Here is a 20,819-nt window from a genome sequence, read left to right on the forward strand (position 1 = left end):
TGCAGCAAAAGTACTTATTCAATCAGTATTTTGTGTAACAATGATTACATAATTTTTTACAAACAAAATATTCTGCTACCTTTGAATTCGTTAAATTATCTTTTTGATGAAAAAGTTTTCTGTAGAAATAAAATGGAGTATTATCTTTTCTGTAATCGCCGTTTTATGGATTGTTTTTGAAAAAATGGCCGGTTTTCACGATGAAAAAATCAGCAGCTATTTTTTTATCTGTCTTCCGTTCGGACTGGTTTATGCTATCCTGTACACCCTGGCTTTAAAAGAAAAAAAGACCCGTTTCTATAACGGTACGATTACCTACAAACAGGCGTTTATTTCCGGGGCGATCCTAACCCTGCTGATTGGTGCTTTCAGTCCGTTGGTTCAGCTTATTTTCCACGAATCTATTTCTCCTGATTTCTTTAAAAATGCTATTGCCAATGCGGCCAAATCAAAACCTGAAAACAGTGCTTTTGCCACCGGCTATTTTAACCTGCAGAGTTTTATAACACAGGGAATATTCAACATACTGTCCATTGGTGTTTTAACCGCTGCCATTGTTGCCTATTTTACCCAAACCAAAAACACGAAATAAGTATGAAAAAAATATGGTTTGCCATCGTGGGATGCACGCTTCTTACTTCCTGCATCAGTACAAAATCCACTATTAAAAATATTGACGATACGGCACAGCGCCCTGTTGTCCGTGACAATTATTTCCTGCTGACCGAATACAGCGATAATGCCAAATACGGTTATGACGAGGATTATCCTGTGAATATAGGTTTTATACCCGAAGCACAGGAAAAAACCAATGTTGCCTTCTTCTTTAACGGACTGGAAGGTCCTGATGGCCAAAAACTGGTATTTGAGAAAAAAGGTACCTGCTGCCCGTTTCCAACCAAGCACAATCGTGTGGGTGCCGGAATGCTGAACATCTACTCCGTAAGCTGGGAAGGATTGAAAACGCCGTTGCTGCTTTACTTTAACACTTTCGAAAAAGGTAAAATAATGTGCCCCAAAGGACTATCTATTAAAAAATCCCCATCCAGAACACAATAATTTTAAGAATTTTATAAGATTTACAGCCTTCTAATGCATTCATTAGAAGGTTTTTTTGTTGTATATTTGCTACACTTTTAAGAAAACAACAACTATGAACTTACAAAATATACCGCAAATCAAACATACCAACAGCGGAAACTTCTTTTTACTTGCCGGGCCTTGTGCTATTGAAGGAGAAGAAATGGCAATGCGCATTGCCGAAAAATTAGTAACCATTACCGACAGACTGGAAATTCCTTATGTGTTTAAAGGTTCTTTCAAAAAAGCAAACCGTTCCAGAATTGACAGTTTTACAGGTATTGGTGATGAAAAAGCGTTAAAAATACTGCAAAAGGTATCTCAGGAATTCGGTATACCAACAGTAACCGATATTCACGAAATCCACGATGCGACTATGGCTGCGGAATATGTAGATATCCTTCAGATTCCTGCCTTTTTAGTACGCCAGACGGATTTGGTTGTCGCTGCAGCCAATACCGGAAAAACGGTAAACTTAAAAAAAGGACAATTCATGAGTCCGGAAAGCATGAAACATGCTGTTCAGAAAGTATTGGACTGCCATAATGAAAACGTAATGGTTACCGACAGAGGTACAATGTTTGGTTACCAGGACATGATTGTGGACTACAGAGGAATACCTACCATGCAGCAATATGCCACTACGGTTCTGGATGTAACTCACTCGCTACAGCAGCCCAATCAAACTGTAGGAGTAACCGGAGGAAGACCGGATATGATCGAAACCGTTGCAAAGGCCGGAATTGCCGTTGGCGTTGATGGTATTTTCATCGAAACCCATTTTGATCCTGCAAATGCAAAAAGCGATGGAGCAAACATGCTGCATCTGGATTACTTTGAAGGATTAATGACCAAGCTGGTTGCGATTCGTAAAACAGTAAACTCATTTTAATTTTTTACTACAATAATGAAACATCCATTTTTAATGGCTGTGCTAACTTTTTGTGTTTTTTCACAGTACGCCTTTGCTCAGGAAGAAGCAATTACACCTGAAAAATACACGGCTCACAATAAAGGAAAATTTTATTTCTATTGGGGAGGTAACCGGGCTAATTTCACTGACTCCGACATTCATTTTAAAGGAGCAGATTATGACTTCACCCTTTATGATGTTGCCGCTCAGGACAAACCGAAAGGATGGCATGTGGACTATATTAATCCGGGAAGGATGACGATACCACAAACCAACTTCCGTATCGGGTATTTTATTACCGACAAATACAATATTTCCATTGGGGTTGACCACATGAAATATGTAATGCAGCAGGATCAGCTGGCGAGAATTTCCGGAACGTATCCTTCCAATTACGACCAGACAGTAGTGAACAACGGTATGGTGGATCTATCTGATGAGAGCTTCCTTACTTTTGAGCACACAGACGGACTGAACTACATCAACACGGAATTTTCAAGAGTTGATGATATTTCAAAATGGTTTGGGATTAACGATACCGATAAATTCCAGATCAACATCACAGAAGGTGTTGGTGGCGGTGTTTTATTTCCAAAAACCAATGCAAAACTGTTCAACAAAGAGCGTCATGACGATTTCCACATTTCCGGATTCGGGGTTTCTGCCAAAGCAGGTATCAACTTAACGTTCTTTAAATATTTCTTTGTACAGGCAGAATTGAAAGGCGGTTATATCAACATGAACGATATCCGCACAACCTACAGTGCTGATGATAAAGCGTCGCAGGATTTCTTCTTTTTACAGCGAGTTATCGCTTTTGGAGGTATTTTCAGAATCTAAAAAAATTACTTTTACATAAAAAAACCGCACTTAAACAAGTGCGGTTTTTTTTATGGATATAACGTCATGGCTTCTTTTACAACATCGAGCAATACAGCGTTATCAATTGCTTCCAGCGTGGTGTACCGCAATGATTTTATGGTATTCCTGCCGCCGTCTGCCACCAAAACATCCTGGTTCTTTTCCAGTTTAAAACCTTTGGAAAAACCAACGTCTACAAATTGTTTTTTGTGGCTGGCATTCAAATAACAGAACGGTTTTCCTTTATGATACACATACGGTATTTTCCACCGGTACTGCATTTCAAATTCCGTTACACTGCTTTCCAGAACCGCAACGATGTGCAGCAACATTGACCGGTACGGTTCCGGCTGGTTCAGAATATAATTATCGGCCGGTTTCACTGCTTTCCTGTTTTCGTCAGCGGTTGCTCTTCCAGCTTTTTACGCTTTGCTTTCCGGATATAATGAAGTCCGTAGCGGATCAAGACATAATCCAGCCCGATTAACAAAATCATCCCTACCAGTATACCGGAATAATACCCTAAAGCATACTCCGACCCCTGCTTCCCGATGGTTTTGGCATCCAGTAAAACGCCTGCAATGGCTAATAAAATTAAGATCCCAAATAGTATTCCCGTTAGCAGTAACAACCTACCTCCTGTTTTCATAGCTCCTGTATTTAACTACAAACTTATTATTTGTTTCCCGGATTTCCCATTCCCAATCTTTTTAATCTCAAAATAATTTTAAAAAAGTATTGTACAATACAAAATTTATATTTTACTTTGTATTTCAAAGTACTTTAAAAATGGAGGCAAATAATTATTTACAGGATTTGAAAGACATTAAAGATTTAATGAATAAATCGTCACAGTTTATTTCATTAAGTGGTCTTTCCGGGATACTGGCGGGAATTTACGCATTAATCGGAGCCTGGATTGCTAATGCGCTGATTGAAAACAATACCCGGCTTTATATCACGCTGGAAAGCGTACTTTTTAAACAGATATTACTGATAGCCGGCTGCGTTTTAGCGGCATCTCTAATAACCGCCTATCTACTGACGGTGAATAAAGCAAAAAAAATGGGCGAAAAAGTATGGAATGCTTCTTCCAAAAGACTGTTGATCAACTTTGCCATTCCGTTAGTTACCGGAGGAATCTTTGCCTTATTATTATTAAAAAACGGCTATTACGGTCTGGTAGCACCCATCATGCTGCTTTTTTACGGCATGGCCTGTCTTAACGCCAGTAAATACACTTTGAGAGATGTTCGTTACCTGGGTTTAACGGAAATTATTTTAGGACTGTTTGCCGTTGAATTTTCCGGATATGGTTTGTATTTTTGGGTGCTCGGATTTGGCGTGTGTCATATCCTGTATGGTACCGTAATGTATTATAAATACGATAGAAAATAATTGTTTTGAAAAGTATACTCGAAAATATCAATAAAGCTTTTGACCATCGCATCCGGCTGGGTATCATGTCGATACTGATGGTCAATGAAAATGCTGATTTTACGACTCTGAAAGAACTTTTAGGGGTAACCGACGGTAACCTGGCGAGCCATGCTAAAGCGCTCGAAGCAGAACAGTATATTACGATTGAAAAACAGTTTATCGGAAAGAAACCCAACACCCGGTACATCGCTACCAAAGAAGGCCGAAAAGCTTTTCAGGACCATATTGACGCACTTGAAAAATTGATTCAAAAAAACTAAGCTATTTTTTTATCCATTTACTTTGAAATTCAAAGTACTTTTAAAAACTAAAAATGAGAGATTTTCTATTCGAGCGGTTCTACAAAATCACAAAGATCCCCTATCAGCGCTATTTTAAAAAGAATAAACCATGGGATATTACAAAAGAGGAATTACTAACCTATCCGGAAGACTCCTTAGGGTTTCATCTGGGAACATTTTTACAGGAAAATCAGTTTGAAATGGAACCGAAATTTGAAGATCACGATGTCATTCATGTACTAACCGGCACCGGCACTACGGTTAGCGACGAAATTGCCATGCAGTTTTACCTGCTAGGTAACGGTAAAAGAAGTGCTTATTTACTGATGGTCATATTATCCGGAGTACTGTGTTATCCGCACCGGCTAAAAACATACAGACACTATTACAAACGCGGGAAAGAAGCCTTGTCCTTCCATTACCTGGACTATTCCAAATTGCTCTTATTCCCCGTGAGCACCATACGCAACATTTTTAAAATTCATTAATCAAACCGCTATTTTATGGAAAATCAATTCGAACAGCAGCCTTCCCAACCGAAGACTCCCGGCATTCCGGACGTAACTCCTTTTTTTCAGACTACAACAGTTAAAATGCTGGTTGTGGGCTTCCTCACATTAGTGCTTTTAATTCCGCTGCAGTTTGTAAAAGACCTGATTGCGGAGCGCTCTCAAAGAGAAAAGGAAGTCATCACGGAAATTAACGACAAATGGGGTACCGATGTTTATTTCTACGGTCCGGTGCTAAAAGTTCCCTATAAAGTTCCGGCTACGAACAGTTATAAATATGCCTATATCTTTCCGGAAAAACTGGAAAACACCACCGATGTGGAAACCAAACCGCTAAACAGAAGCAACTATAATGCTTCCGTTTTTACGGCCGATATGTATTTTAAAGGAACTTATTCAAAACCGGATTTTAGTGTCAAGGGCATTCCGCAAAGCGATATTCTCTGGGACAAAGCCACGATACTGATACAGACCAGTAATTTAAAAAGCATTAAGGACGAAGTGAAAATTGCGATCGGAAATCAGCATTTTATTTTTGAACCGATTTATACCAATTCCAATACCGGAATACAGGCATTGGAAACCGCTTTTATCCATCTTTCACCGGACGGGGTCTACCCGCTTAATTTTGACTTTAAGGTAAAATACGACGGCAGCCAACAGATTAAATTTGTACCTATCGGAAAAACAACAGACGTGAGCATGAAATCGAACTGGCACAGTCCGGGATTTACCGGGAATTTCCTGCCGAATGACAAGACCAAAACGGTTACCCAAAACGGTTTTCAGGCAAAATGGAAAATCCTGCACATCAACAGGGCTTTTTCGCAACAGTACTTTGACCTGTTACCCGATTTAAAGGCCTACGCTTTCGGCGTTAATTTTGTCATCCCGGTAGACGAGTATCAAAAAAACGAAAGAGTGTCCAAATACGGCTTCCTTGTAATCGGGCTGACCTTTCTGATCTTCTTTTTAATCCAGTCCATCAGTAAAATCAGAATCCATATTTTCCAATACAGTATGATCGGTATTGCTCTTATTATGTTCTATACCCTGTTAATAGCCATTACCGAACACAGCAGTTTCCTGAAAGCCTATATTATTTCCGGAGCTGCCGTAGTCGCGATGATAACCATCTATTCCGTTTCCATACTGAAAAATTATAAGTTTCCGGCGTTTATCGGGTTATCCCTCACTGCCCTGTATGCTTTTATCTTTGTGATCATACAACTGGAAAATTATGCCCTGTTAGTAGGCAGTATCGGTTTGTTCATCATCCTGGGATTAGTGATGTATTTCTCCCGAAGAATCGACTGGAACAACAACTAACAGTATTAAACAATAAGCCTTACGGCATCCGTATCCATAAAAAAACCAGGACTTGTGTCCTGGTTTTGTATTTTTAAAAGTTCTGTTTATGACAGGCTTTAGTATTATTTTTTTGCTTTCGGAGCCGGTTGTGTTTCCAACATTTCGATCTCGAAAATCAAATTAGTATTTGGTGGGATGATTGCATAACCACGTTCTCCGTAAGCCAGATGCGATGGGATAAAAAGGATCGCTTTATCTCCAAAAGACATATTTTCCAATCCTTCAATAAATCCAGGGATCAGACCTTCTTTCTGACCATAAGGGAATGGGAACGGGATATACTGGTTCGCTGCAGCTCTGTTAGCATCGTGCTTTCCGAATTGTTTTGCAATTTCTTCATAGCTGGTATCGAATAATTCTCCGCTTTCGAAATATCCCGCATAGTTTACATATACCTGAGTTCCTGCAGCCGGTTTTTTACCGTTTCCTTTAGTAACAATTTTATATTCCAATCCGGATTGTGTTTTTGTAGCTCCTGTTTTTGCTGCTGCAAATTCAGCTACTTTATCCGTTTTTACTTTCGACATGCTCTCTGCTAATTTCTTTTGGGTTACCGATTCTGTATCGTAGTAACTTTTAAATACTTTAGGTGCGTCAAATTTTTTGGCATCTTTACCAACACAAACAATCGTAACTTTTTTAATCACATCGTTTTGTTCGATTTTGTTCACGACATCCATTCCTTCCACAACTTCTCCGAAAACAGTGTGTTTCCCGTCTAACCATGGTGTTGCTTTGTGTGTAATAAAAAACTGGCTTCCGTTAGTTCCGGCTCCAGCATTTGCCATAGACAAAATACCGGCTTTCGCATGTTTTAATTCCGGAACGATCTCGTCTTTAAATTTATAACCCGGTCCGCCGTTTCCGCTTCCTTCCGGATCACCACCCTGAATCATAAAATCTTTGATTACTCTGTGGAATTTCACTTCATTGTAAAAAGGTTTTCCTTTATATTGTGCCGTTACAAAAGGATTTTTTCCTTCTGCCAAAGAAACAAAATTGGCTACCGTAATCGGCGTTTTCTGGTATTCTAATTTAACGATTATGTTACCTTTATTCGTCTCGATATCTGCATATAGTCCGTCGCCTAATTTATCGTAAGACGAAGTACAAGATGAAAATAAAGCAATAAGGCCTAAAAATAAACTTGTCATTGATTTCATTTTTTAAATTGATAATTATTTACTGGTTTCTTAATTGGTTTTTGGTTCTGTTTTTACAGCGCTTTTCGGATCTGCTTTAATATCAGTTAACGTTACCGTACACATTAACGGTTCGTTAGTACCAATTTTATCATTATCACCGTGATAACCGTAAGCCATGTGGGAAGGAAATAAGAACGTTACCTTCTCTCCTTTTTTCATTAACTTAATACCGTCACGAAGTCCCATCATGATGTTTTGTTTGTCAACAAGATACACCTGGGCTTTCAGATCGGCTTCCGTATAAATGATTTTTCCCTGCAAATCACTGATATGGTAATCAAAATAAGCGATATCACCTTTTTTAGGCGTTACTGTTTCCGTCTCATTTTTAATGTCATAACGGTACCAGTACCCCTTAGCCGAAGCAATATAGGTTTTGGCCGTATCCTTATCGATAATGGCATCTATAAGCGATTCCTCATTGGCAATCAGCTTTTTGTTCCGCTTGATCGATTCTTTAATAAAAGTCCCCGAACTGTGCGAAATGGGCTGTCTTGCCTGTTGCTGGGAACAACCGGCAAATACGAAACCGAAAACGGCAAGACTTAAAAAATATACTTTTTTCATAAACTTATGATGTCTTTTCAGTTGCTAAAATAGCAATAAATTGTTGTATCGTTTCTTCTAATGGCAAAAAGGATTTTCCGCCGGCTGCATTTATGTGTCCGCCGCCGTTAAAATGCTTTCTTGCAAATTGATTCACATCAAAACCGCCCTGCGATCGAAAGGAGATCTTAACGATTCCTTCTTCTTTATTTTCAATAAATATAGCGGTAAAATCAATCCCTTTAATCGAAAGGCCATAATTTACAATGCCTTCCGTATCGCCTTTGGCATAATCAAACATATCCAGTTCTTCCTGCGTTAAGGTAATATAGGACGTTTTATATTCCGGCAGCAGTTTCAGGTTTTGAAGTCCTCTTCCCAGCAGCTGCAAACGGTTATAAGAGCTGGTATCGAACAATAAATTGTGAATTTTACTGTTTTCCACACCTTTGTCAATCAAATCGGCCACTACACGATGGGTGGTACTGGTTGTTAAAGGAAAGCGGAAAGAACCCGAATCGGTTACAATACCGGTATAAATACAGGTCGCAATGGTTTTGTCTATTAAATCCCCATACCCCAGCTCCTGTAAAAAGGTAAACACCATTTCGCAGGTAGAACCGTAACCGGTATCGGAAAAAGTATATTGTGCATAAGTATCCGGCAGCTGGTGGTGGTCGATCATTACAAAGGTTTTGTCTTCCAGCGTTTTTAAGAAAACTTCCATTTGCTCCCCAACGCGGTGCAGCGCATTAAAATCCAGTGTAAAGACGATATCTGCCTGTTTTAGCCGTTCTTCGGCTGCTTTTTTATCCGTTTCATAAATCATTACGGTTTCCGAAGCCGGAAGCCAGTTTAAAAAATCGGGAAAATCATTCGGAGAAATCACAACCGCCTCATGGTTTAACTTCTGAAACGTGTGATACAGGGCTAAAGTAGACCCCATTGCATCACCATCAGGATTTCTATGCGGAATAATCACAATCTTTTTAGGTGAAGCAAGCAGCGTTTTAACAGCTTCAATTTCATTTTTATTCATCATGCTGCGAATTTACAGTTTTTTGGTTCACAAAAATAATTCCTACTTCTTAAAAAATACGGTTTTAAAAAAACTCTTAAAATATAATGTGCTTCGATACGTTTTTTTGTATTATTGTCACTGCTAAATGAATTCAACCCAATGAAAACTATTAAAAAAGCTTTTATTCTTTTATTGCTGATTGCCGGCGGAAACGAGCTATACAGTCAGGATTACCGCTTTATAACAACCGGCGTGAGCGTATCTGAAAAAGATAAAAAAGGAAAATGGAGCGATTATACCGATTTTAAAAAGGCCGAGATTATTGTCAACCTGAACACCGACAAAAACAGGATCATGATTTACTCCAATGTGGAGCAGTTATTCAGGATCGTTGAGTATTATGACAAAAAATCAACTCCTACAGATGATATCGCTTCGTTTCAGTGTGTCACAAATGACGGTGAAAACTGTGTTGTCAGCATCTATACCCGGAAAAACCAGGGTAACCGGAAACAACTGTACATCTATTACAAGGACAGAATTATCGTGTACAACATGAAATATCTTAAGAACTAAAAAAAATAACCAGCATAAAAAAAGCGCTATTCCGGGAATAGCGCTTTTTTATATAATTACTTTAAGCAGAGCTTAAAAGATCATTTTCAGGATATAATAAATGATAGCTGCGATTAAAGCCGATACCGGAATGGTTAAGATCCATGCCCATAAAAGGTTAATCGTTACACCCCATCTTACCGCCGAGATACGTTTGGTAATCCCAACCCCGATAATCGAACCGGTAATGGTATGCGTTGTCGATACAGGAACGCCCATGTGCTCCGTTAAATATAACGTAACCGCTCCGGCAGTTTCTGCCGCAACACCTTCTAACGGCGTTACTTTGGTAATTTTAGAACCCATTGTTTTCACAATTTTCCAACCGCCGCTCAATGTTCCTAAACCGATAGCCAGGAAGCTGACAAAAGGAACCCAGGCCCAGTCGTCTACGAAATGTGCAAAACGATCGGCAGACTCTAAAGAAGTATAGGCTACGTCACCCATGTTCATGTGGTAGCAGATTACCGCTGCTCCGATAATACCCATAACTTTCTGAGCATCATTACCACCATGTCCTAAACTGAATAATGCCGAAGAAACCAACTGTAATTTCTTAAACCATTTATCAGCCTTATGCGGGTTTGCCTTCCGGCAGATATTCATAATGAGTATGGTGATGAGATAGGCAATTAACATACCGATCAAAGGGGCACAGAAGATAAAAAGGAACGTTGGGATAACTTTCACATAGTTAATAACGTCTACTCCGTTTTCTGATAAGGCTCCGGCATGTGCCAAAGCTGCTCCCATAAAACCACCTAATAACGTGTGGGATGAAGAAGAGGGAATACCCAGCTTCCAGGTTAGTAAATTCCAGATAATCGCTGCAATAAGCCCGGCAAGAATAACTTCAAGTGTAATAAAGTTTTCGTTAACCGATTTTGCAATCGTATTACCGATCTTAAACTCCCCTATCCAGTAACGGGAAATAAAATAGGCTGCAAAGTTAAATGCTGCGGCCCATAATACTGCCTGGAAAGGTGTCAGAACTTTTGTTGCCACGATAGTTGCAATGGAATTTGCCGCATCGTGAAAACCGTTGATATAATCAAAAATCAGTGCCAGTACAATGATTATGATAAGTAATGTAAAATCCATAGAATTTCGTTGCTAAAGTAATGAATGCTGTTAAGAATATTTAACCGTTACCGATTCCAATACATTGGCAACACTCTTACATTTGTCTGATGCAGTTTCTAATGCCGATAAAACCTCTTTATATTTAATGATGTTTTTAGCATCCGTTTCGTTTTCGAAAATATCGGCTACCGCTTTATCAAATACATTATCTGCTTTACTTTCTAATTTGTTGATTTTTTTACACGCATCAGCAATCGCTTTCAGGTTTTTCAAATCTTTAAGCTCTTTAATGGCAACACCAATATGCTGACATGCTTCCAGATTGATCTCTGTTAATTTACGGATCGATTTTGTGATTTTTTCAACCTGGTACAAACGCATTCTACTTGCTGCACCGTGCATATAATCTGCCACATCATCAATTGCCGTGATCAAAGCGTGAATATCCTCTCTATCAAAAGGAGTAATGAAGTTTCGGCTTAACTCTAAGTTTGTTTTATGCGTAATTTCTTCAATATTTGCTTCTAATTCTTCGATCTTTTTATAGTACTCCTCACGTTCATTTTTAGAAGCGTTTACTGCCTCATGAAGTGTTTCAGCCAATTGAATCAGGTTCAACGAAGCCTGCTCAAAAAGAGGGAAAAATTTCTTATCTTTCGGTACTAAAAACTGGAAAATGTTGTTTAATGACATCGTATGTTAATTTAATGACGCGAAATTACCCTCGTAGTGTTAAGTTAACGTTAACTAAACAACAATTCATGTTTAATAAATCCCATTCAAAAACTTCGGCACAGACACTACTTTTTATTGGCAATTAAATCGTAAATTAGCGCGCCAACAAAGGAAATAAAAAGCATAAACACAACACATAATGGACTTAAACTTCAACAAAAACGAAGATCATAACAAACTATTAGTCTCAGAATTAAAACAAAATTTAGCGAAAGTTAAACTTGGAGGTGGAGAAAAACGCATCGCAAAATTACATTCGGAAGGAAAAATGACTGCCCGTGAGCGTATTGATTATTTACTGGACGAAAAAGCAAAGAGCGTGGAAATCGGCGCATTTGTAGGCGATGGTATGTATAAAGAACACGGCGGATGCCCTTCGGGAGGTGTCGTTGTTAAAATAGGATATATAAAAGGCAAACAATGTATCGTTGTAGCCAATGATGCCACGGTAAAAGCCGGAGCCTGGTTTCCGATTACCGCAAAGAAAAACCTGAGAGCCCAGGAAATCGCCATGGAAAACAAACTTCCTATTATCTACCTTGTGGATAGTGCCGGGGTTTATTTACCGTTGCAGGATGAAATCTTCCCGGACAAAGAACACTTCGGGCGTATTTTCCGTAACAACGCCATCATGAGCAGCATGGGTATCACCCAGATTGCCGCTGTAATGGGAAGCTGTGTTGCCGGTGGAGCTTATTTACCGATTATGAGCGACGAAGCGCTTATTGTGGACAAAACAGGCAGTATTTTCCTGGCCGGAAGCTATCTGGTAAAAGCCGCTATTGGCGAAACAATCGACAATGAAACACTGGGCGGTGCAACTACACACTGTGAAATCTCAGGCGTTACCGATTATAAAGCAAAAGATGATAAAGACGCTCTGGACACCATCAAAAACATTGTGGGTAAAATAGGCGATTTTGAAAAAGCAGGATACAATCGTGAAAAACCGGCAAAACCGGCTTTAGACGAAAACGAGATCTACGGAATACTTCCAAAAGCACGTTCGGAACAATATGACATGATGGAGATCATCAAACGTATGGTGGACAATTCGGAATTTGACGAATACAAAGCCGGTTACGGACAAACCATCATTACCGGTTATGCCCGTATTGACGGCTGGGCTGTGGGCATTGTGGCCAACCAGCGTAAAGTGGTAAAAACCAAAAAAGGAGAAATGCAGTTTGGCGGGGTAATTTATTCCGACAGTGCCGATAAAGCCACCCGTTTTATTGCCAATTGTAACCAGAAGAAAATTCCATTGGTGTTTTTACAGGACGTTACCGGATTTATGGTAGGTTCCAAATCCGAACACGGCGGTATCATTAAAGACGGAGCCAAAATGGTTAATGCTGTTTCCAACTCTGTAGTACCTAAATTTACCGTTGTAGTAGGAAACTCTTACGGAGCAGGAAACTATGCCATGTGTGGTAAAGCCTACGACCCGAGATTAATATTCGCATGGCCAAGTGCCGAACTGGCAGTAATGGGCGGTGCGCAGGCTGCTAAAGTATTATTGCAGATTGAAGCGTCTTCCTTAAAAGCCAAAGGTGAAGAATTAACACCGGAAAAAGAAGCCGAGATGTTCGATAAAATCAAAGCGCGTTATGATGCTCAGGTTTCTCCGTATTATGCCGCTTCCCGACTTTGGACCGATGCCATTATCGATCCGCTGGATACCCGTAAATGGATTTCCATGGGAATTGAGGCTGCCAACCACGCCCCTATCGAAAAACCGTTTAACCTTGGCGTAATCCAGGTATAACCGTTAAAATGTAACAAATTCAAAAATCTACTACTTATTCTCAGGCAGTAGATTTTTTTTATGCCGTAAAAACACAATAGATACCCGTTTTACTATTAATTTAGCACTATTATTATAACCCAATTTATAAGCTATGAAAAACATTATTCTCTCCGCAATGGTAGTATTAGGAATGCAGCAGGTTTCTGCACAGCTTATCACAGAAAAAGAAACTTTTACCAGACGCGATTCGCTGCATGGCGGACTTCGTCCGGAGCGAACCGATTATGATGTGCAGCGTTATGACCTGAACATTACCATCAATCCCGGAGAGCGTTCCATCACGGGTTATAATGATATTACTTTCAAACTGATATACAACACCAATAAAATCCAGGTGGATCTATTTGAAAACATGAAAGTAGACAGTATCGTATTCGAAAAGAAAAAACTGGACTATATCCGCGATAATGACGCTGTTTTTATCGCCTTTCCAAACCGGTTAACGAGAGACAGCACCCATAAAATACGTTTTTATTATTCCGGTAAACCAACGGTTGCCAAAAATGCACCGTGGGATGGCGGTTTTGTTTTCAGCAAAGATGCCCAGGGAAAAGACTGGATCGCTGTTGCGGTACAGGGAACCGGAGCCAGTTTGTGGTATCCGGTAAAAGATTCCCAGACAGACGAACCGGATAAAGGCGCTACCATTAAAGTGGCCGTTCCAAACGGTTTGATGAATGTTTCCAACGGCAGGTTCCTGGGAAGTGAAGACCTGAAAAACGGTTATACCCGATGGGATTGGGAAGTGATCAACCCGATTAACAACTACGACATCACGGTAAATATTGCCGATTATGCCCATATTCACGACAATTATAAAGGTCTGGACCTGGATTACTACGTATTGCGTGAAAACGAAAGCAAAGCCCGCAAACACTTTGAAGAAGTAAAACCCATGATGGACTGCTTCCAGTCGAAATTCGGGAAATACCCGTTCTGGGAAGACAGCTATAAATTAGTCGAAACACCCTATCTGGGAATGGAGCATCAAAGTGCCGTTGCCTATGGTAACAAATACCGAAAAGGCTATTTGGGGCATGACAACAGCGGTACCGGAATTGGGATGACGTTTGACTTTATCACCATACACGAATCCGGGCACGAATGGTTCGGGAACAGCATCACCTCAAAAGACATCGCAGACATGTGGATACACGAAGCCTTCACTACCTATACAGAAGCTGTTTTTGTGGAATGCACGCTGGGCTATGACAAAGCACTAGCTTACGTGAACGGTCAGTCAAGAAACGTTCGGAACGACCGTCCGATTATCGGTTTCTACGGAGTTAATAAAGAAGGTTCCGGCGATATGTATTACAAAGGTTCCCTGTTGCTGAATACCATCCGCCACATCATCAACAATGATGCGAAATGGTGGAAGCTGTTACTGGATTATTCCGAAACCTATAAAAAACAAATTATCGATACCGAAACGGTTATTGCCTTTTTCAACAAAGAAACCGGTATGAACCTGACGCCGCTTTTTGACCAGTACCTTCGCTATAAAGACATTCCGGCTTTAGAATTGCGCACTGAGAACCAAAGAGTGGAATACCGCTGGAAAACCAATGTAACCGATTTTCAGATGCCTATTGAATATTCCTACAACGGAAAAACAAGCAGGGTGAATGTCACCAATGAATGGCAGCAGTTTGACAAAAAAACAGACCTGAATAAATTGAAGTTCAATACCCAGAAAATGTATTATACTGTAGTAAAATAAATATTAAATTATTTATTTTAACATTTAACATCGTTAAAACACTTATTTTTAACTAAAAAATTATACATTTTAATTTTTATTTAGTAACTTTCATCCTAAATCAAATAGTCATTTGTTATGGATAGAGTTAAAAGTTTAAACAAATGGGCCAATGCGCATACCAGCTATCCGCTAGACCTAGTTAGAATTGCTCTTGGTGTCTTTTTGTTTTTGAGAGGTGCCTTTTTTGTTGCAAACAGACAATATCTGCATGAAATTTTAGGTCACATGAATCGAAATTTCGGCAGTGAAATGCTACTCATCCACTATGTTGCTTCTGCACATATGGTTGGCGGTATCATGATTGTTTTTGGTTTACTTACCCGCTGGTCCATCTGGGTGCAATTGCCTATTTTAATCGGTGCGGTAATGATTAACTTTTTAGGACAGATGAATGTCCAGAACTTTATCATGGCAACAATAACCCTGTTAGTCTGTATCTTTTTCCTTTTTTACGGAAGCGGAAAACATTCGGCTGACTACTATTTTAAGATGAATAAGTAGCTAGAAAATCCCTACCACAAAGACCACTTGAACCAACGTGTATTCAGAAACGTGTTGTGAACATCAAAACAGGTGACTTTGTGGTTTTTTTATTGAATCGTATCCCGCCTTTTTACTTTACCGGTGTCTGTTACCTTAAATGCCGGAACAAAAATGATCTCTTTAGGTTTCTCAAATTTCCCTAAAAAATCGAAAATCGTATTATCAATGGGATACGGTTCACTTTCAATTACCAGAACCAGTTTTTCCCCCAGTGTTTCATCTTCTTTGCCGATCACATAAAAACGATGCGGAACAACGGCCGCTAATTTTTCCTCCAGCTGTTCCGGAAACAGCTTTACGCCACCGCTGTTGATAACGTTGTCAAAACGTCCCAGCCATATAAATTGCTTTTCATTGACAAGCTCGACCATATCGTTTGTAACCAGCTGTTCCCTGCAAACCCTCGGCGCATCAATCAGCAAACAGCCTCTGTTGTCCGTACTGATGGTAATTCCCGACAAAACCGTAAACGCGGTTTCCTGCACTAATTTTGCGGCAATGTGCGTGATGGTTTCGGTCATTCCGTAGGTTTCATAAACCGCAACCGGAATTTCTTTCAGGGCAGCCGCCAGAACCGTATTGATCTTAGCACCGCCAATAATGATTGTTTTAATTTGCTGCAACTGCCCTAAAGCATGCTGAACCTGCAACGGTACCATGGCACCAAACTGATACACCGTTTCATTTCCTGCCAGCGGATTCGAACTGGGCGCCACATAATCGAGTTCCAGCCCTAAAATAAAAGCCCGCACCAGCATCATTTTTCCGGCGATATACTGAATAGGCAGGCAGTGCAACGCTTTATTACCCGGTTCTAACTTAAAAAAATCGCCGGTTGCCAATGCCGAATTTACCATCGCATCCTTTTGCAGCCGGATCACTTTGGGCGTTCCGGTAGTGCCGGAAGTGGTTATTTCGATAAAATCTTTTTCATCAAACCATTCCAGTATAAAGTTTCCCAAAGCCTTTTCATGCTCCTCCCCTTCCTTGATAAAAACAAAAGCACGCTGGTAAAGTTCTTTACCGTTAAAATGGGTACCATTCAATTTGAACCTGTTGTGCACTTTTTTATAAGTCAGCTTTTCCATATACTGCAAGTTTATAATGTTTCGGTAGTATTAAATTGTAATTTTCCGGTTAGCTTATCCGACCAGTTATTCCATTGGTATTTTTTTGCAAATACATAAATAAGCAAAGGAAAAACCACAAATACCGGCAAAATCACATCAAATCCGGCTGAAGGTTCCGACAAGTCTTTAAGAATCGAATGGGTCTGGAATGCAGTCCAGTCCGACGTGATTAAAAGCGCTCCGACCAGATTATTTGCCGCATGGAAGCCTAAAGCCAGTTCCATGCCTTCATCCATTAAGGTAATGATTCCCAAAAAGAAACCGGTACCAATATAATAGATCAGTATGATATAGCCCATTTTGCCTACTTCCGGATTGGCAATATGCATCAATCCGAACATAATGGACGTAACCAGCAGCGGTATTAATTTACTATTCGTCACCACACCCAGACCCTGCATTAAATAGCCCCGGAAAAGGTATTCTTCAAAACTGGTTTGCAGCGGTACTAAAATCACCGCCAGGATCAGAAAGGTAAAAAAGGGAACCGGCTGAAAATTGATTTTAAAATTTTCAGGATGTGAAAAGTAAACCAGTAACGTCAACCCAACACTAACAAAACCCCACAATCCGAAAGAGAAAAACACCCGTTTCCAGTCAATTTTTGCGCGGGATGTGGTCAGGCTGGTAATGCTCTGGTGGTGGACCACTTTTACCCAGATCAGTAAAAAGATACAGGCTAACGACAGCGGAATAATCAGGAATACAAAAGTAGTGTTCACACCTATTGCCGCAATGGTCTGATGCATCACCTCTTCGGTATTCACATCCATAGAAGCAAAATAATTAGCCAGCATTAACACTAAAAACAAAACAGGAATGGGCAGATACAATAAAAAATTAAACTTTTCGGTCTTTACTTGTTCAATAAACATATTGAGGGAGTGTTATGGGTTAGGTCCGTGACACCGGTTCACGGGTTAATAATTTGTTACCACTAAGTTACTTCAATTTTCAAATAATATCATTTCCTTTGTAAAAATATTCTGCTATGATCACTATTTATCACAATCCCCGCTGTAGTAAATCCAGAGAAGGACTTTGCCTGCTGGAAGACAAAGGCATCACATTTGAAACGGTTAAATACCTGGATCAGCCTTTAAGCAAAGAAGAATTACGGTCTATTATCGGCAAGCTCAACATCAAACCTATTGAATTGGTACGCCAGAAAGAAAGTTTATGGATTGACAATTACAAAGGCAAAACGTTAAGTGATGAAGCGGTAATTGAAATCCTGTCAGAACATCCGAAACTGATTGAACGTCCGATCGTTATTAATGGCGATAAAGCCGTGATTGGCCGTCCGACGGCGAAAATACTGGACATTATTTAGAATAATTATAGCTTCGTTTTAACAAACATTTGTGATTTCGCGCTTAAACCTACGGTTACTTTTGCAGTCTTAAGAAGAAAACCAAACTAATTATTCATGAAAAGAGTTCATCTTGCAATAGTAATGCTATTGTTTTTGACATCATTCGTCTCTTTTGCCCAAAAACCTGATGGTAATAAAGTTACCGTTACCGGTAGAGTTGTAGACGGTGAAACCAAACAGCCTTTGGAGTATGCCAATGTTTATGCCCAAAATCTAAAAAACCCTTCTACCGTTTCCGGTGCGATGACAAACGACAAAGGAGAATTCAGCTTTGAAGTTCCTGCCGGCAATTACTATATAAAAGTAGAATTCCTGTCTTTTAAAACCGTGGAAATCAAGCAAAAAGAGCTGACAAAAGACACCAGTCTGGGCATGATTACCCTGTCGCTTGATGCCAAATTGCTTCAGGAGGTTACCGTAGTAGCCGAAAAATCTACTGTTGATATCAAACTGGACAAAAAAGTATACAATGTTGGAAAAGACATGACCGTTAAAGGCGGAAGTGTGAGTGATGTTCTGGATAATGTTCCTTCCGTTTCTGTAGATTCAGACGGTAATGTAAGCCTTAGAGGAAACGACAATGTTCGTATCCTTATTGACGGAAAACCATCCGGTCTTGCCGGAATCAATGTTGCTGATGCGTTGCGTACGCTTCCGGCAGATTCTGTTGATAAAGTGGAAGTTATTACCAATCCGTCTGCAAGATATGATGCCGAAGGTGGAGCCGGTATTGTTAATATCATTCTTAAAAAAGGAAAAGCACAGGGCATTAACGGAAGTGTTACGGCTGTTGCCGGTAATCCGGATAACTTTGGTGTGAATGCCAGTGTGAATTACAGAAGTAAAAACTTCAACCTGTTCACTACTTCCGGCTATAACTATAGCGATAGTCCCGGAAACTCGTTTACCAATTCGGAATATTTAGATAAAAACACCGGAGCTGTTACCGGATATATCAACGAAAGCAGAGCCAACAGAAGAGAGCGTAAAGGATACAATACGAATTTCGGTATGGAATGGTACCTGACCAAATCATTAACCTGGACTAACTCTGTTGGTATCCGAAAAAATACCGGAGGTAATCCGGACAATGTGTATTTCGATAATTTCGATGCAAATCACAACTATCTTTTTACCCGAAATCGTTTTAACGATCAGACGAATGATTCCCAGAACGTGGAATATTCAACCAACTTTACAAAGAAATTTAAAAAAGACGGTCATAAATTAACCGTTGATGCTTCCGTTTCTTCAAACAGAGACAATGACGATGCTACCATTAGCGACATTCAATTGAATGACAACATCTATAGTGCTGACAGAACCTTCAACAAACAAAAACAAAACCGTAGCCTTATTCAATCCGACTATGTATTGCCAATTGGAAAAAACAGCCAGTTTGAAGCCGGTTACCGTGGTGATTTTACCGACCTGACAACCGATTACAGAGTGGACAACTTTACCAGTAACGTTTGGCAGAACAACAGTGATTTAACAAACGTTTTCGAATATAAAGAGCAGATCAATGCCCTTTATGCACAGTTTGGTTCAAAAATCAAGAAATTCAGCTATATGTTCGGATTGCGTTATGAAAACTCCAATATCGACATCAACTTTTTGAAAAACAGCGATTTCAACACTAAAAAATACGATAACTTTTTCCCAAGTGTTTTCCTGACGTATGAGTTTTCTCAAAGCAACAGCGTGAGTTTGAGCTACAGTAAAAGAATCAACCGTCCGAGAGGCCGTTTCTTAAACCCGTTTAGCGGACTTTCGAGTAACATCAACGTTTTTGAAGGAAATCCGGATTTAAATCCTTCCTATACCAATTCCTTCGATTTAGGTTATTTAAAACGTTGGGACAAACTTACATTAAGCACTTCCGCTTATTTCAACAAAACGGATGACAGCTTCCAGTTTATCAAAAAAGCAACCGGTAATTCCATTGAAGGAACACCTGTTTATGTGAGTACACCGGTAAACTTAGCGACAGAATACCGTTTTGGTTTTGAATTTACGTTAAACTACAATCCGTACAAATGGTGGAAATTGAACGGTAACTTCAACTTCTTCAGAAACGAACTGGACGGAAGCTATACCTATACCGATGCCAATAATGTTGAAGTATTACAGGATTTAAGCAATACTGCCTACAGCTGGTTTACCAGAGTGAGCTCTAAAGTTACTTTACCGTATGGAATTGACTGGCAGACCAACGCTACTTACAATGCGCCGCAAAACACGTCGCAGGGACGAAGTGAAGGAATTCTATCGGCTAACCTGGCATTCAGCAAAGACATCCTGAAAGACAAAGCTACCATTGCCTTAAACGTAAACGACGTATTCAATTCCCGTAAAAGAATTAGCGATACCAACATCCCGTTACAATTAAACTCACACAGTGAAATGCAATGGAGAGAGCGTCAAATCAACCTGTCTTTCACTTACCGTTTTAACAAAAGCAAAAACGAAAGAGAAAAACAACAAAAAAGAGACGACAATAACGGTGGTGACGAATATATGGGCGGATAATCCC

General features: G+C 39.8%; 23 protein-coding genes. 14 read left to right on the forward strand and 9 right to left on the reverse strand.

From position 1 onward, the window contains the following. The first annotated feature begins 106 nt into the window (after window positions 1-106). From B3394_RS01920 to B3394_RS01935, 4 genes are all read left to right on the forward strand, one after another. Window positions 107-592, forward strand: coding sequence for a DUF4199 domain-containing protein (locus tag B3394_RS01920; protein ID WP_273245372.1), 486 nt, complete (start codon window positions 107-109; stop codon window positions 590-592). Between the two features lie 2 nt (window positions 593-594). Next, on the forward strand, window positions 595-1,059 hold the full coding sequence (locus B3394_RS01925; protein ID WP_177734984.1) for a 2-dehydro-3-deoxyphosphooctonate aldolase: 465 nt from the start codon (window positions 595-597) through the stop codon (window positions 1,057-1,059). A 94-nt stretch (window positions 1,060-1,153) separates the two neighbouring features. Continuing rightward, window positions 1,154-1,972: a 3-deoxy-8-phosphooctulonate synthase gene (gene kdsA / locus B3394_RS01930; protein WP_286912389.1), complete on the forward strand. Its 819-nt coding sequence runs from the start codon at window positions 1,154-1,156 to the stop codon at window positions 1,970-1,972. A gap of 15 nt (window positions 1,973-1,987) precedes the next feature. Beyond that, window positions 1,988-2,833, forward strand: coding sequence for a hypothetical protein (locus B3394_RS01935; RefSeq protein ID WP_177734988.1), 846 nt, complete (start codon window positions 1,988-1,990; stop codon window positions 2,831-2,833). A gap of 50 nt (window positions 2,834-2,883) precedes the next feature. Here B3394_RS01935 and B3394_RS01940 read toward each other — a convergent pair whose 3' ends face one another. Together B3394_RS01940 and B3394_RS01945 are read right to left on the reverse strand one after the other, a co-directional pair. Further along, on the reverse strand, window positions 2,884-3,237 hold the full coding sequence (locus tag B3394_RS01940; RefSeq protein WP_177734990.1) for a DUF1801 domain-containing protein: 354 nt from the start codon (window positions 3,235-3,237) through the stop codon (window positions 2,884-2,886). Next, window positions 3,234-3,503: a hypothetical protein gene (locus B3394_RS01945; protein WP_286912392.1), complete on the reverse strand. Its 270-nt coding sequence runs from the start codon at window positions 3,501-3,503 to the stop codon at window positions 3,234-3,236. Before B3394_RS01945 ends, B3394_RS01940 begins: the two co-directional genes overlap by 4 nt. A gap of 140 nt (window positions 3,504-3,643) precedes the next feature. On the opposite strand from B3394_RS01945, the gene B3394_RS01950 reads away from it, so the two are divergent. The 4 genes from B3394_RS01950 to creD are packed head-to-tail and all read left to right on the forward strand — an operon-like array spanning window position 3,644 to window position 6,413. Continuing rightward, window positions 3,644-4,252, forward strand: a complete 609-nt coding sequence (locus tag B3394_RS01950) for a hypothetical protein (RefSeq protein ID WP_286912398.1) — start codon at window positions 3,644-3,646, stop codon at window positions 4,250-4,252. 5 nt (window positions 4,253-4,257) lie between these two features. Beyond that, on the forward strand, window positions 4,258-4,554 hold the full coding sequence (locus B3394_RS01955; protein ID WP_177734996.1) for a winged helix-turn-helix domain-containing protein: 297 nt from the start codon (window positions 4,258-4,260) through the stop codon (window positions 4,552-4,554). Between the two features lie 53 nt (window positions 4,555-4,607). Further along, the gene (locus B3394_RS01960) at window positions 4,608-5,063 is read left to right on the forward strand and encodes a hypothetical protein (RefSeq protein WP_177734998.1); all 456 of its coding nucleotides are present in this window, start codon (window positions 4,608-4,610) and stop codon (window positions 5,061-5,063) included. Between the two features lie 15 nt (window positions 5,064-5,078). Further along, window positions 5,079-6,413, forward strand: coding sequence for a cell envelope integrity protein CreD (gene creD, locus B3394_RS01965; protein WP_286912399.1), 1,335 nt, complete (start codon window positions 5,079-5,081; stop codon window positions 6,411-6,413). Between the two features lie 104 nt (window positions 6,414-6,517). Here creD and B3394_RS01970 read toward each other — a convergent pair whose 3' ends face one another. Genes B3394_RS01970 through B3394_RS01980 form a run of 3 tightly spaced genes read right to left on the reverse strand, consistent with a single transcriptional unit; the run spans window position 6,518 to window position 9,248 of the window. Continuing rightward, the gene (locus tag B3394_RS01970; RefSeq protein WP_414654228.1) at window positions 6,518-7,618 is read right to left on the reverse strand and encodes a peptidylprolyl isomerase; all 1,101 of its coding nucleotides are present in this window, start codon (window positions 7,616-7,618) and stop codon (window positions 6,518-6,520) included. Between the two features lie 30 nt (window positions 7,619-7,648). Further along, the gene (gene gldI / locus B3394_RS01975) at window positions 7,649-8,227 is read right to left on the reverse strand and encodes a gliding motility-associated peptidyl-prolyl isomerase GldI (RefSeq protein ID WP_273245360.1); all 579 of its coding nucleotides are present in this window, start codon (window positions 8,225-8,227) and stop codon (window positions 7,649-7,651) included. A gap of 4 nt (window positions 8,228-8,231) precedes the next feature. Next, window positions 8,232-9,248, reverse strand: a complete 1,017-nt coding sequence (locus tag B3394_RS01980; protein ID WP_177735004.1) for a DHH family phosphoesterase — start codon at window positions 9,246-9,248, stop codon at window positions 8,232-8,234. 138 nt (window positions 9,249-9,386) lie between these two features. On the opposite strand from B3394_RS01980, the gene B3394_RS01985 reads away from it, so the two are divergent. Beyond that, window positions 9,387-9,803, forward strand: a complete 417-nt coding sequence (locus tag B3394_RS01985; protein ID WP_273245357.1) for a hypothetical protein — start codon at window positions 9,387-9,389, stop codon at window positions 9,801-9,803. Window positions 9,804-9,875: 72 nt separating this feature from the next. Here the strand turns inward: B3394_RS01985 and B3394_RS01990 are convergent, their stop codons facing one another. Together B3394_RS01990 and B3394_RS01995 are read right to left on the reverse strand one after the other, a co-directional pair. After that, a complete protein-coding gene (locus tag B3394_RS01990) occupies window positions 9,876-10,943 on the reverse strand; it encodes an inorganic phosphate transporter (protein WP_177735008.1) in 1,068 nt (355 codons plus the stop codon). Window positions 10,944-10,973: 30 nt separating this feature from the next. Next, complete coding sequence (locus tag B3394_RS01995; RefSeq protein ID WP_177735010.1) at window positions 10,974-11,618, reverse strand: DUF47 domain-containing protein; 645 nt, start codon at window positions 11,616-11,618, stop codon at window positions 10,974-10,976. A 181-nt stretch (window positions 11,619-11,799) separates the two neighbouring features. Between B3394_RS01995 and B3394_RS02000 the strand changes: the two genes are divergently transcribed. From B3394_RS02000 to B3394_RS02010, 3 genes are all read left to right on the forward strand, one after another. Then, entirely contained in the window at window positions 11,800-13,428 is a 1,629-nt protein-coding gene (locus tag B3394_RS02000) for an acyl-CoA carboxylase subunit beta (protein WP_177735012.1), read from the forward strand. A 133-nt stretch (window positions 13,429-13,561) separates the two neighbouring features. Continuing rightward, window positions 13,562-15,193, forward strand: a complete 1,632-nt coding sequence (locus B3394_RS02005) for a M1 family metallopeptidase (RefSeq protein ID WP_286912401.1) — start codon at window positions 13,562-13,564, stop codon at window positions 15,191-15,193. A 117-nt stretch (window positions 15,194-15,310) separates the two neighbouring features. Next, window positions 15,311-15,736, forward strand: a complete 426-nt coding sequence (locus B3394_RS02010) for a DoxX family protein (protein WP_177735016.1) — start codon at window positions 15,311-15,313, stop codon at window positions 15,734-15,736. An 89-nt stretch (window positions 15,737-15,825) separates the two neighbouring features. On the opposite strand, the gene B3394_RS02015 is transcribed toward B3394_RS02010, so the two are convergent. Both B3394_RS02015 and B3394_RS02020 read right to left on the reverse strand, forming a co-directional pair. Beyond that, window positions 15,826-16,866 (reverse strand): AMP-binding protein, encoded by a 1,041-nt coding sequence (locus tag B3394_RS02015; protein ID WP_286912402.1) that lies wholly within the window; start codon window positions 16,864-16,866, stop codon window positions 15,826-15,828. Window positions 16,867-16,877: 11 nt separating this feature from the next. Then, entirely contained in the window at window positions 16,878-17,783 is a 906-nt protein-coding gene (locus B3394_RS02020) for a CPBP family intramembrane glutamic endopeptidase (RefSeq protein ID WP_286912403.1), read from the reverse strand. Between the two features lie 116 nt (window positions 17,784-17,899). On the opposite strand from B3394_RS02020, the gene arsC reads away from it, so the two are divergent. Together arsC and B3394_RS02030 are read left to right on the forward strand one after the other, a co-directional pair. Next, window positions 17,900-18,241, forward strand: coding sequence for an arsenate reductase (glutaredoxin) (arsC, locus tag B3394_RS02025; protein WP_177735023.1), 342 nt, complete (start codon window positions 17,900-17,902; stop codon window positions 18,239-18,241). A gap of 96 nt (window positions 18,242-18,337) precedes the next feature. After that, complete coding sequence (locus tag B3394_RS02030; RefSeq protein ID WP_273245347.1) at window positions 18,338-20,815, forward strand: outer membrane beta-barrel family protein; 2,478 nt, start codon at window positions 18,338-18,340, stop codon at window positions 20,813-20,815. The last annotated feature ends 4 nt before the right edge of the window (window positions 20,816-20,819 follow it).

Origin of the sequence: Flavobacterium sp. UBA4197 (genome assembly GCF_002379575.1) — a bacterium.
Taxonomy (GTDB): Bacteria; Bacteroidota; Bacteroidia; order Flavobacteriales; family Flavobacteriaceae; genus Flavobacterium; species Flavobacterium inviolabile.

Excerpts from the sequence above, each read along its gene's own strand:
- arsC (WP_177735023.1), top strand. The coding sequence starts at position 17,900 with ATGATCACTATTTATCACAATCCCCGCTGTAGTAAATCCAGAGAAGGA.
- kdsA (WP_286912389.1), top strand. The coding sequence starts at position 1,154 with ATGAACTTACAAAATATACCGCAAATCAAACATACCAACAGCGGAAAC.
- B3394_RS01945 (WP_286912392.1), bottom strand. The coding sequence starts at position 3,503 with ATGAAAACAGGAGGTAGGTTGTTACTGCTAACGGGAATACTATTTGGG.
- B3394_RS01920 (WP_273245372.1), top strand. The coding sequence starts at position 107 with ATGAAAAAGTTTTCTGTAGAAATAAAATGGAGTATTATCTTTTCTGTA.
- B3394_RS01950 (WP_286912398.1), top strand. The coding sequence starts at position 3,644 with ATGGAGGCAAATAATTATTTACAGGATTTGAAAGACATTAAAGATTTA.
- B3394_RS01925 (WP_177734984.1), top strand. The coding sequence starts at position 595 with ATGAAAAAAATATGGTTTGCCATCGTGGGATGCACGCTTCTTACTTCC.
- gldI (WP_273245360.1), bottom strand. The coding sequence starts at position 8,227 with ATGAAAAAAGTATATTTTTTAAGTCTTGCCGTTTTCGGTTTCGTATTT.
- B3394_RS01995 (WP_177735010.1), bottom strand. The coding sequence starts at position 11,618 with ATGTCATTAAACAACATTTTCCAGTTTTTAGTACCGAAAGATAAGAAA.
- B3394_RS01980 (WP_177735004.1), bottom strand. The coding sequence starts at position 9,248 with ATGATGAATAAAAATGAAATTGAAGCTGTTAAAACGCTGCTTGCTTCA.
- B3394_RS01960 (WP_177734998.1), top strand. The coding sequence starts at position 4,608 with ATGAGAGATTTTCTATTCGAGCGGTTCTACAAAATCACAAAGATCCCC.
- B3394_RS02005 (WP_286912401.1), top strand. The coding sequence starts at position 13,562 with ATGAAAAACATTATTCTCTCCGCAATGGTAGTATTAGGAATGCAGCAG.
- B3394_RS02015 (WP_286912402.1), bottom strand. The coding sequence starts at position 16,866 with ATGGAAAAGCTGACTTATAAAAAAGTGCACAACAGGTTCAAATTGAAT.
- B3394_RS01990 (WP_177735008.1), bottom strand. The coding sequence starts at position 10,943 with ATGGATTTTACATTACTTATCATAATCATTGTACTGGCACTGATTTTT.
- B3394_RS01935 (WP_177734988.1), top strand. The coding sequence starts at position 1,988 with ATGAAACATCCATTTTTAATGGCTGTGCTAACTTTTTGTGTTTTTTCA.
- creD (WP_286912399.1), top strand. The coding sequence starts at position 5,079 with ATGGAAAATCAATTCGAACAGCAGCCTTCCCAACCGAAGACTCCCGGC.
- B3394_RS02000 (WP_177735012.1), top strand. The coding sequence starts at position 11,800 with ATGGACTTAAACTTCAACAAAAACGAAGATCATAACAAACTATTAGTC.
- B3394_RS01985 (WP_273245357.1), top strand. The coding sequence starts at position 9,387 with ATGAAAACTATTAAAAAAGCTTTTATTCTTTTATTGCTGATTGCCGGC.
- B3394_RS01970 (WP_414654228.1), bottom strand. The coding sequence starts at position 7,618 with ATGAAATCAATGACAAGTTTATTTTTAGGCCTTATTGCTTTATTTTCA.
- B3394_RS02030 (WP_273245347.1), top strand. The coding sequence starts at position 18,338 with ATGAAAAGAGTTCATCTTGCAATAGTAATGCTATTGTTTTTGACATCA.
- B3394_RS02010 (WP_177735016.1), top strand. The coding sequence starts at position 15,311 with ATGGATAGAGTTAAAAGTTTAAACAAATGGGCCAATGCGCATACCAGC.
- B3394_RS02020 (WP_286912403.1), bottom strand. The coding sequence starts at position 17,783 with ATGTTTATTGAACAAGTAAAGACCGAAAAGTTTAATTTTTTATTGTAT.